Genomic DNA, 10,793 nt, shown 5'->3' with positions numbered 1-10,793 from the left:
TTCGTCACCCTGTCACCTCACCCAGGAGCTCCTGAATCTCCGACTCCAGCGCCTTAAGCTCGGCGTCGATTTCCGACAACGGTCGCGGAGGTGTGTAGACATAGAACTGCCGGGTGAACGGGATCTCGTATCCCATCTTCGTTTTCGAGTAGTCGATCCACACATCCGACACATGGGGCAGCACCTCGCGCGCCAGATATTCGTCCACATCCTGGTCCAACGGAACGTTTTCGTAGTCGCGGAGTTCGGGGTCCGGTTCCGGTTGGCCTTTAACCAACTGCAGTTCTCCCTCGGGATCACGCATCCCGAGTGCGTCACGAAGGAGTTTCGCGAACGGTGCCCCCGTAGGCCACGGTTCACCGGCGCCTACCACAGCGTCCTTCAGTGCCGCGATCGCGTCGGTCTTGGCCGACCACTTCGACCCGACGAGAGGTTGCAGCAGTTTCCGGAAGATCCCAGGATCCAAGTACGTCTTCTTGATCGGTGCTGCCGCGGCGAGCTTGTCCAACGCTTCCTCGGTGAGTTCAAAGCGCAGGCGCAGAGGGCGTTCGACCGTGATCCGGCGGTATCCGAAACCGCTGTTGGCGAATACCTTCACCTTGCTGTGGTCGGTATCCTCCGGGTCGGCGGCGATGGAGAGCGCGTTGCCGTAGATACGGGTGATGTCCTTGATCTGCTCCGGCGACACCATCTTGCGCTTGTCGCCCAGGGATTTCCGCATCTTCTGCCAGTAGTCGCGGGCGTCGAGCAGGATCACCTTGCCCTGTTGCTCGGGGGATTTCCGGTTGGTGAGGATCCAGAAGTAGGTGGAGATACCGGTGTTGTAGAACAGCTGGTCCGGCAGGGCGACCACGGCCTCGAGGAGGTCGTTTTCGATGATCCATTTGCGGATATTCGATTCACCGGATTCCGCCGCACCGGTGAACAGCGGTGACCCGTTGAAGACGATCGCTACCCGGCTACCGCCGGACGACGCCGGTTTCATCTTGGCGATCATATGCTGCAGGAACAGCAGCGACCCGTCGTTGACGCGAGGCAGGCCGGCACCGAAGCGCCCGGCGTCACCGAGGTTCTTGTGCTCCCATTCGACCTCGTCCTTCACCTTCTTCCACTCCACCCCGAACGGCGGGTTGGCGAGAAGGTAGTCGGCGCGGATCTCGTCGTGGCCGGGGTTGCTGAAGGTGTTGCCGAAGACGATGTTGTCCGGGTTCTGGCCCTTGATCATCAGGTCGGAGCGGCAGATCGCCCAGGATTCCGGGTTCAGTTCCTGGCCGTATACCTCTACCCGCGCCTGCGCGTTCAGCTTGGTGATGTGTTCCTCGGCGGCGCTGAGCATGCCGCCGGTGCCGCAGGCGGGGTCGAGGACGCGGAGGGTGACGCCGGGGCGGTAGATCTTGTTCTCGTCGGGGGCGAGCAGCAGGTTCACCATCAGCTCGATCACCTCGCGCGGGGTGAAATGTTCACCGGCGGTCTCGTTGGACTGTTCGGCGAAGCGCCGGATCAGTTCCTCGAAGACGTAACCCATATTGTGGTTCGACACCTGGTCCGGGTGCAGATCCAGATCGGCGAACTTTCCCACCACCTGGTATAGCAGGCCCGCGCTGTCGAGTTTGCGTACCTGTTGGGCGAACTCGTACTTCTCCAGCACCTCGGCGGCGTTGGGCGAGAACCCCCCGATATAGGTGAGCAGGTTCTTCCTGGCGTGGGAGGCGTCCGCGAGCACCTTTTTCAAGGTGATATCGGTGGCGTTGTAGAACTCGGTTCCGGCGGCGGCGCGCAGGAACGGGTCGGGGTCGATATCGGTATCGGCCAGTTGCGCCGCCTGTTCGGCCACCCGATCCCGGGTCGGTTCCAGGACGCACTCCAACCGGCGCAGCACCGTGAACGGCAGGATCACCTTGCCGTAGTCGGACTGTTTGTAATCGCCACGCAGTAGGTCGGCGACCGACCATGCGTGGTTGGCCAGTTCGGTGTGCTTATCGGTGTTCACTTCCTGCCTTTCGGGGAGGTGGTTCGCGTGTCGTCGGCGGGTGGGTCGTGTGGTTCGAGGGCGCCGGCGGTGAGGCCGGTGTGGATCAGGCCGGTCAGTTGCGCTGCGGCGCGTTCGGCGCGGCGGGCGGCGGTGCGTAATCGGTGCAGCCGCTGGAACATTGCACCGTAGTGCTCTTGCTGTTCCAGTGGCAGCAGGGGGACGCGGAGGCGGCTGGGGACGACCCGGATCGTCGTCGCGCCCATCGCGGCGGCCGCGTTGTCCGGGCTGGTGAGGAAACCGGCGAGGAACCAGGCGTCGAGTCGGCCGGGGGCCGGGCGCAGGAGGAACATATTCGGCCCGAGCAGGGCACCCGCCTCGTCGGCGCCCGCCACCCGGGCGCCAGGATGCTCGTCGCGGAGACCGCGCAGGGTCGGCATCACCACATCGCCGGATTTGATGACGACAGAAGTTATGGCCCTGTCGGCTTCCGCGGTTCCGGAGGGCGCGGTGCCGGCGAGCAGGTCACGGGTGGTGAGTACGGCCCTGCCGCGATCCGGATCGTCCGAGGTCAGGTCTTCGTCGCGGCGCGGGCGCGGCATCAGTATCTCCAGGGCACCGCCCTTGGCGAGGTCGGCGACCGTCGCGGTGCGCCAGGTGCGTGCCTCGACGCCGCGGAACCCGGGCAGGTTCTGGTAGGCGACACCGAGTTCGCCGATCTCACCCGCCAGCTCGAGCACCCCGGCGGTGACGGCATCGGCGGTGCGGTCGGCATCGACGACGGCCCGGACATGCCGACCCGGAGTCAGGTCGACATCCTCGTCCAGAACGTCCATCACGCGAACCGCAGCGGCTACATCGGGCAGCGGGCCCGATTCGCTACCTGTGAAAACGAGCCAGGCGCGGAGCACCGTCTCGCGCACGGCCGCGAAGTCGATCTGATCGCCCGTGTCCACTGGTTGTGCGAGCGCGGCCGTGTCGACGAAAAGCACCTCGTCCGGTGTTTCTCCCGGGTCGGGAACGACGAGCACCCACACCTGCAATCCCAGGTGGCGGGGCGGCGCGGCACCGGCCGGGAGCCCGATCACCGCGCGCAACACCCCCCGCCGCAGCAGCTCGCCCCGGATCCGCCGGCCGGAACCGCGGGACGCCACCGCAGGCGGAAGAAGTAATACGGCGGTACCGCCGTGCTCCAGATGCGCCAACGCGTGCTGCACCCACGCCAGTTCCGATTCACCGCGCGGCGGCACGCCGTAGGTCCAGCGGCGGTCCAGGGCAAGCTCGTCGGCACCCCAATCACGTTGTGCAGATGGGGGATTGCACAGCACCGCGTGGACCGTCAGGTCGGCGAAGGCGTCGGCGAGGAGACTGTCCCCCACCCGGGTATCCACCTCGATATCGGGTGAGCCCGCCGCTGCGACGGTCAAGGCGGCCCGTCGCGCCTGCACGGGGAGAACGTCCTGACCATAGAACTCCTTGGTCGCCTCATGGACGGCCGCGGCGAGCAGTCCACCGCGACCGCACGCCGGATCCAGAACCGCTTCGATCGGTCCGGTAGCGCGGGCAAGGTCGGCCATCAGTTCCGCGACCTCGTCCGGGGTGTTGTAAACGCCGGTGGTGGGACCTTCTTCCAAACCGCGCTCGGCCAGCGCATCGACGGTCGCGCCCAGTCCGGCTTCGGCGACAGCTGCTCGTACGAGGCGCCACACCTCGGCGTTCTCATCGGCATCCCCGGGAGCGCCGACCACGCCTGTGTGGGGGTCGAGCGCCTCCAGGAGCCGCGGAATCTCCTGTGGTGCCACCTCGGCGCGCAGCACTGTGCGCAGTTCCTGCAATGGGGATTCGGTGGATTCTTTCCCGTGTTCACCGAGCCACTGCCGGACCTCGGCCAGGTCGAATACCGGTCGTGCTTCACTGCCGCCCGCCGGAGACGGGAAGCCGGGATGCCGCCGACGCCAGTTGCTGACGGTCGCTCGGGTAACACCGGCCAGCCGGGATATCTCCGCGGCGGTAACCAGTGAGGCGGTCTCGGGCATACGCCTCCTTTCGACAAACAACAACCTAGGGCATTGGGGCACACTCGTCAACCGTCAGTTTGTTGTTTGACAATGTTTTCACTTGCGCAGCCGCGGAATGTCGTCTAGCGTTCTCGGCACACGGCGACCACATCCCGGAGCGCCGGCCCTCAACCCCAACCCCTCTGCGCTGCAAGGAGTCCCGCTATGTCCGATCACCGCGACCAGCTCATCGACTACCGCCGCGACAAGGGCTACCGGCGCCGCCTCGCGGCCCGCGGACACCGGCCGCTGCGCATCCGGCACGGCGACGACCTCCGCGGCCTGCCGCCGCTCCCCCGGCGCAGCCGCTGCGTGGAAACCGGGAAGATCCGCTACTTCGACCCCGAAACCGCCGAGCTGATCCTGGCCGGCCTCAACCCCGACAACCCCAGAAGACGGGAGCAGCGGGCCTACCGATGCCCGAAATGTGCCGGCTGGCACCTCACCAGCCAGCCCCGCAACAGCGGAAACGACCCCGCCACCGGCCCCGAGCCGCTGGCCTGACCCCAGGAGTCCGCGTGTCGCTACGCACTCGAATCACCGCTTCCGTCCTCGCCGCCGCCACCGCGCTCACCGCCGGCCTGGGCGCGGGCACCGCCAACGCCGAAACCCACGTCCGGCACTACTCCGGCTACGACGCCGAATGGGCCTGCAACGCCGACAAAACCGCCTACGGCTCTGTCCCCGGCGCGGTCGTGCTGTGCGACCGGTTGAACAACGGCCGCTACCGCCTCTCGGTGGTGCCCCACGGCGAGATCCCGCTGCACCTGCTGGCCCTGATGGCCACGGGCAGTTTCGACGGGCTCTCGTAGCCACTCTGATCACGGAGAAACGAGCACCATGATAATCAAGAAATTCACCGTCGCGGCCGCGCTCGCCGTCGCCGCGCTGGGCGTTGTCGAGAACACTGCCGTCGCCGCCCCGCAGCCCACCACCGCGGAAATCTCCCACGCGGTCCCGCGCAGCGCCCAGCACACCGAACAGGGCGTCGGGTATCTCGTGGGCCGCGACGGGCGGACTCTCGCCGCCGAACTCAGCGGAGGATCTTTCGAGATCACCGCGGATTCGATCGACATCGTCACCGGGAACGGCAACCGCATCGCGAGCGTCCCGCGGGCGGTGCGGGTCGGCGAGCAGGTTCTCACGCTGGCGCCGCGCGTCGAAGCGAACGGTACGAAACTGATCGCCGATGTCGCCACGCAGGACATCGGCTACTGGCGCAAGACCTCGCCGCGCCAGCGCAGTATCGAAGCCGGTGTCGGGATCGGCGGTGGGGCGGGCGCTCTCGCCGGTCTGTTCGTCGGCATGGTCGTCGGAATCGCCGCTGGGGGTCTGCTGCTCCCGATCAGCCTGCCGATCGGGTTGCTCGCCGGCCTGTTCGGCGGGATGGCGCTCGGCGGCGCTGCCGGTGCCGCCACCCCCAACTCCGATATCCCGGACCAGTGGGACTACCAGGAGGAATGCGAGTACATCGGCGACCACCGCTACTGCTGGTAGGCCACGGCCGATGCCGGATCAGTCCGCAGCAAGCAGCGATTCCGCACGGGTCGGCACGTATCGCCGCCACCGACCCGTGCGGGTGCCGCCCCAGGGTCGATTCCCGTACCTACCGCCGCCGAGCACCGGCGCGCCACCCATACCACGGGCACCGGCAGGCCCGATCCCACATCACAGACACAAGCCCGCCGGTCCACGCCGGGGCGTAGATCCCGCATGCCCGAATCACTTCGAACCAAGGAGCCCGGTCCGATGACCAACCCCCACTATCCCCTCCCCCACCCGCAGCCCCCGCGCAAGAGCCGCACCGGCTTCTGGATCGTCCTCGGTATTCTCGGCTTCTTCATCCTGCTCTGCGGCGGCTGTGCCGGGCTCGTCGCCACCAGCGCCGACGACGCGGACTCCCCCGGCACCAGCATCGCCGCCGGCCCCGCCCAGGACGACGGCGACCGCCTCGCCCCCGCCGGATCGGAAGTGCGCGACGGCAAATTCGGGTTCGTCGTCACCCAGGTGGACCCGCCGGTCAAGTCTGTCGGCGGCGACTACCTGGGCAAAGCCGCCCAGGGCGAATTCGTCCTCGTCCACATCGACGTCACCAACACCAGCGACCAGCCGCAGTCCTACTTCGGCAGCAACCAGAAACTCATCGACGCCCAGGGCCGCGAATTCACCAACGACACCGAGGCCGAGATCTACCTGAACGACGACGTCTTCACCGATATCAACCCCGGCAACAAGTTCTCGGTGATCCTCGCCTTCGACGTCCCCGCCAGCGCCCAACCAGCAGCCCTGGAATTCCACGACTCGGCATTCTCCGGCGGCGTCCAGGTCGCGGTGCGATGACCTGCTGATCCGGCCGACTTCACACACCAACCGAATCGCTCACCACACCCATCCCGCTGGGCGCGGCACGGCCACGCCCATCACCTCCGAAAGCAGGTCGATGACCACCACCCTGAACTTCGCCGCCTTCGACGTCGAGACGGCGAACCCGAAATACGGCAGCATCTGCGCGATCGGCATCGCGATCGTCCGCAACGGAATCCGCGTGGATACCCGTACATGGCTCTGCCGACCGCCCGCACCGGTCCACAACTTCAGTCCCGTGAACATCCGAATCCACGGCATCACCCCGGCAATGGTCGCGGGCCAACCATCCTTCGCCGAGCAACTACAGGAAGCGGTGACGGCGATCGACGGACTCCCGGTGGTCGCGCACAATGCCGCCTTCGATATGGCAGCCCTGGTACAGGCGTGCGGACACAGCCGGATACCGGTCCCGAGCTGGCAGTACGGCTGCACCCGACGGTGGGCGAAGCAGCACCTGCCGCACCTGCCCCGGCACGGGTTGAAGGACGTGGCCGCAGCACTCGGTACCCGCCTCGACCGGCACCACGAGGCCGGCGCCGACGCGGCCGCGGCCGCGGATATCGCCCTCACGATCGCCACCCGGGTCGGCGCCCACGATCTGGCAGCCCTGGCGAAGGCCACCGGCACCCGCCTCGGCTCACTCGGCCCCAACGGCAACACCGGCTGCCGCTGACTCTCGAAGCAGGGTGCCGCTCAGTGGTTTCCATTGAAACATGTTGGGCGGCATCATCGATATGTCCATGAGTTCGCACTCACGGGTTACCCCACACCCTTAGGACTGGCTGATCTGCCTTCGGCCATACTTCTCGAGAGGGAGCGCACGGATTGAGCGTTGGAAAAATCTGCGTAAAATGCCACATTTCAGTGCTACCTCGGCGAGGTTCAGGTGTCTGCCAGCGATGTAAGGGCAAGCCCAAGAGGAAACCTCGTCCAACAGAAACACCCTTCTCGACAAATTATGTCCACGTCTATCGGGGCGGACTTCCCCAATGATCGAGAGTTCGACCATCGCCCAGGCCACGCAATCCGAGCGTCCCATGGTGGCCCCGCGGAGCGCCGACGTTCCGCGATGTCAGGCCGCGTGACCGAAACTGATGCTCCTATTCGTGTCAACCGGCGGTGAGCCAGCAGCTATATCGCCCGTTGTGTCGGATTCACGGTGGACCCACTCAGCAAGGGCTCGCCGTCGTGTAGATACGCGGCTCGGCCGGTTCGGCGGGCATCGAGAGCTGCGTCGACTCGAGCCCAGAGCTTCTTTCCAAGTTTCTGCTGGGCCTGGCCGAGCGAGCAGAATTCGAAATCGGAGAGCTCGCCGTTGCCGATCCGCAGCCGTAGAATCTGCTGCTCTGTCAGTTCGGGGCCACCGAAAATGAATTTAAGCCAGTCGTCCCAGCTGCTGTGAGGCGAGACCCAGTCCACACACAGCATGTCCAACTGATCCGTCGGAAGTTCGAGCCCAAGTTCCTCACGTACTTCACGTAACGCTCCGACGTCCGGAGGTTCGTTCGCCTCCACATTGCCACCAGGCAAATCCCATCCGGGCTTGTAGCTCGGATCAACGAGCAGGATTCGCCCCTGCTGGTCGAACAGGAGTACGTCGGCACTGACCAGTTTGCGCGGCAAGGTGGCGTTGCCTTCGGCGATATGCGCCGCGTAGGCATCGGGGTCACGTTCGTACAGAGGCTTCTCCACACCACTCATGACATCACTCTTCCGCTCGATTTCGCACATGATGGGATCGGAATCTCGCCGTCGCCGAGTTCCTCAGCCTATCCCTGCACGCGGTCCGGCTGGTTCGCGACCATGGCGGGGATCCAAGTCCGGGCGCGGATGGCTTCCCACAAGTGTTCCAAGAAGGCGATGACCGTGCGGTTCCCGCGGAAAGGTTCCAGACGTTCATGTAGCTCATGCAGGTGGCGAACGACAACATGAGAGGCCAGGTCGGCGGTATCGGCGATAACATCGGATGCGATTGCACAGGCTTGTTCGGGATGTCCCTGGTCCGCGAGGGTCATCGCCAGAATCAGTTGAGCGAGAGCACGCGACCGAACTCGCTCGGGTGGGCGGAGGTCGATCACTTGTTGTGCATACTCGGCGGCACGGGTCCGCTCACCGAGTTGCCTGGCGCATCGCGCGGCTTCCGTCGCGAGGCTGCCGCGATCGAATCGACTGACCCATGGCGACAGAGGGTATTCCGCGGAAGCATCGAGCGCGTCTGCCGCACGTTGGAGCGTGGCGTGTGTTTGGCGGGCTTCACCGAGGGCGGCAAACCCGCGGGCCTGCATCGCGAGCAACCGTGCCCGGAGTTCGGGGCTGGCCGGTGCTTTCGACAGGGCAGATTCCGCTTCGTAGGCGTGCCGGAGCGCACGCTTCGGATGACCGCGGTGTAAATCGAGATGGCTGAGGCTGGTATGGATGTGCACCGGTAACTGCCGGTCGGAGCCCAGCTTGGCGAATTCGCGGGCTCGCGCGAATTGGCGGTGAGCCCGCTCGTCGTGGCCTGCGTCGTGCGCCATCCACCCGGACATCTCAACCAGTCCGGCGGCAACAACGAACAACGCGGGATCGACATCGCCGAAAAACAGGCGAGGGCCGAGTTCGTTCGTAAGGTAGCGGGTCAGTTCGCCGTAGAGATGGCCGCCGCCCATGGTGAGATCTGCTGACCGTAAGGATTCGACAACCGTTATATCGCGTTGGTCGGCCGTGAGATGCCTACCCAATCGCAGTAGCCGATATGGACTGGTGCTCAGAGAAGATGCTGCCGCCGGGTGTGGTGCCACAGGCATCAGGTAGGTGTGTCCGGGCATCTGGAACCACAACAGGTTGTATGGAATACCGAGCAGCTTTGCCCAGTACGCGAGGCTGTCTATTTGCCGGATCGGCGGGCCGTTTTCGATGCGGCTGACGCGAACCTGACTGATCCCGGCCCAGCGTGCAACGTCGGCTTGACGCACAACGGCACCATGATCGGGGTGCCGGCGGTAGGCGGCGATGATCCTTCCCATATGCCTCTCCGCCAGTGCCTGTTTGAGCGGCGGATGGCCCCAGAATTCCGGCGACAGGGTCGGAGGTTCGGATAGACGGTCGCGGGACGCAGTTGTACAGGATCCGCACAATTCGGTGGCATTGTCGGCAGCCAACTGCCGACGGCACGAGCGGCAGCACGGTCGTGGGTTGCCCTCGGTCGTTCCCAACATTCCCCCTGTATCGCGATGATCGGGTGTACGCGTTCCCGTCTGCTGAGCCTAGGCAAACCATGCGATCTGAGATGGGGATATAACCCAAGCCGTATCCCCCATAACCATTTGGGCATACAGCCTCCGCTCCGGCGCGGTCAAGGTGAGAGCCATTCGAGCGCAAAGGAGTAGGAATGTACCTCGACCGTCCGTGGCGAGCCGTCGCCTTGCTGCACAGCGAAGATGCCCCAGCGAAGCGCGAATCACTCGCCCCCCAGTGGGAGATCGTCCACACCTTGTACACCGACACCGTGGCCGAATCCAGCGCCAGCGAGCCGACCGGAGCGGATCCGACCCCGGTCAGTACCACCCCGGTCGACGACCACCCCCGTCAGGAACTACCAAAGCTCCCCACCAGACGCGCACACAACCAGTCGATGGCGGCCACCTTGCGGCTCTGGCACACCCGCAACCTCGACCTCCTCGAACGCGTCGCCACCGGCCTCCGCCACCTCGACCACCCAGCAGCCTGCACCAACACCGACCCCATCCGCGGGCGAGCACACGCCATCCACCTCATGGCCGACCACACCAAACACAACTGCCCCCGCTTCCAGCTCGCAGCACAGTACATCGAGGCCCACCAGTGACCGCCGGTCCGAGGGCGTGCGCCTCGGTCGCGGTCCACCCCTCTCGAATCGGGGAAGGGCCGGCACTGTGACGGAACCGGACCCACCGACACGAGCTATAGCCCTGCTGCACAGCACCCACGACCCGGCCACCTACGAAGCACTGACGCGCAAACACCGCCTGAACATCGTCTACACCATCCACACCGACGCCGTCGCCGTCGTGTCCGCGCTGATCGCCGTCCAGCACGCCCTGGAACACGCCGCGGACGCGGTCGTGATCCCCCACCTCGGCGCCCTCGAACCCCGCACCCCGTGGTGGGTGGTCACCCAAGCCACCGACCTGATCACCGCGACACAGCACTACCCCCTGTGGTCGGCACCCACCACACAGACCAGGCTCGAACAGTGATCACGCTCGGATTCGCCATCGCGATCGGCCTGCCACTGGCCGTGCTGATCCTGGCGGTGACACTGCCCGAACGCCGAGACAAGCCATAAGAGATCAGTTCAGAATGAGTTTTGGTGACAGCTTGCGCTGCCCCGCAGCGTGTTTGACAATCCCAGCGTGGGTGACGAGGTAGTGACCGATGCG

11 protein-coding genes are annotated in these 10,793 nt (G+C 65.5%); 7 read left to right on the top strand and 4 right to left on the bottom strand.

Annotated elements, in window-relative coordinates:
• Positions 1-4: 4 nt before the first annotated feature.
• The gene (locus tag ABZV91_RS24790) at positions 5-1,990 is read right to left on the bottom strand and encodes a class I SAM-dependent DNA methyltransferase (RefSeq protein ID WP_355246144.1); all 1,986 of its coding nucleotides are present in this window, start codon (positions 1,988-1,990) and stop codon (positions 5-7) included.
• Positions 1,987-4,005, bottom strand: coding sequence for an N-6 DNA methylase (locus tag ABZV91_RS24785; RefSeq protein ID WP_355246141.1), 2,019 nt, complete (start codon positions 4,003-4,005; stop codon positions 1,987-1,989). Before ABZV91_RS24785 ends, ABZV91_RS24790 begins: the two co-directional genes overlap by 4 nt.
• A 186-nt stretch (positions 4,006-4,191) precedes the next feature.
• Between ABZV91_RS24785 and ABZV91_RS24780 the strand changes: the two genes are divergently transcribed.
• The 5 genes from ABZV91_RS24780 (at position 4,192) to ABZV91_RS24760 (ending at position 7,066) form a co-directional block, all read left to right on the top strand.
• The gene (locus ABZV91_RS24780; RefSeq protein WP_355246138.1) at positions 4,192-4,530 is read left to right on the top strand and encodes a hypothetical protein; all 339 of its coding nucleotides are present in this window, start codon (positions 4,192-4,194) and stop codon (positions 4,528-4,530) included.
• Between the two features lie 14 nt (positions 4,531-4,544).
• The gene (locus ABZV91_RS24775; protein ID WP_355246135.1) at positions 4,545-4,838 is read left to right on the top strand and encodes a hypothetical protein; all 294 of its coding nucleotides are present in this window, start codon (positions 4,545-4,547) and stop codon (positions 4,836-4,838) included.
• A gap of 28 nt (positions 4,839-4,866) precedes the next feature.
• On the top strand, positions 4,867-5,523 hold the full coding sequence (locus ABZV91_RS24770) for a hypothetical protein (protein WP_355246132.1): 657 nt from the start codon (positions 4,867-4,869) through the stop codon (positions 5,521-5,523).
• A gap of 252 nt (positions 5,524-5,775) precedes the next feature.
• Positions 5,776-6,366: a DUF4352 domain-containing protein gene (locus ABZV91_RS24765; protein WP_355246129.1), complete on the top strand. Its 591-nt coding sequence runs from the start codon at positions 5,776-5,778 to the stop codon at positions 6,364-6,366.
• 100 nt (positions 6,367-6,466) lie between these two features.
• A complete protein-coding gene (locus ABZV91_RS24760; protein ID WP_355246126.1) occupies positions 6,467-7,066 on the top strand; it encodes an exonuclease domain-containing protein in 600 nt (199 codons plus the stop codon).
• 458 nt (positions 7,067-7,524) lie between these two features.
• Here the strand turns inward: ABZV91_RS24760 and ABZV91_RS24755 are convergent, their stop codons facing one another.
• On the bottom strand, positions 7,525-8,124 hold the full coding sequence (locus tag ABZV91_RS24755) for an NUDIX hydrolase (protein ID WP_355246123.1): 600 nt from the start codon (positions 8,122-8,124) through the stop codon (positions 7,525-7,527).
• Positions 8,125-8,162: 38 nt separating this feature from the next.
• Entirely contained in the window at positions 8,163-9,398 is a 1,236-nt protein-coding gene (locus ABZV91_RS24750; RefSeq protein ID WP_355246120.1) for a helix-turn-helix transcriptional regulator, read from the bottom strand.
• 365 nt (positions 9,399-9,763) lie between these two features.
• Here ABZV91_RS24750 and ABZV91_RS24745 point away from each other — a divergent pair, with 365 nt between their 5' ends.
• Together ABZV91_RS24745 and ABZV91_RS24740 are read left to right on the top strand one after the other, a co-directional pair.
• Positions 9,764-10,219, top strand: a complete 456-nt coding sequence (locus tag ABZV91_RS24745) for a hypothetical protein (protein WP_355246117.1) — start codon at positions 9,764-9,766, stop codon at positions 10,217-10,219.
• A 67-nt stretch (positions 10,220-10,286) separates the two neighbouring features.
• Positions 10,287-10,610, top strand: a complete 324-nt coding sequence (locus tag ABZV91_RS24740; RefSeq protein ID WP_355246114.1) for a hypothetical protein — start codon at positions 10,287-10,289, stop codon at positions 10,608-10,610.
• The last annotated feature ends 183 nt before the right edge of the window (positions 10,611-10,793 follow it).

The sequence above is a fragment of the Nocardia sp. NPDC004568 genome, assembly GCF_040609955.1.
In the GTDB taxonomy this organism is placed as follows: Bacteria; Actinomycetota; Actinomycetes; order Mycobacteriales; family Mycobacteriaceae; genus Nocardia.
This window is presented reverse-complemented; position numbering and strand designations above follow the sequence as displayed.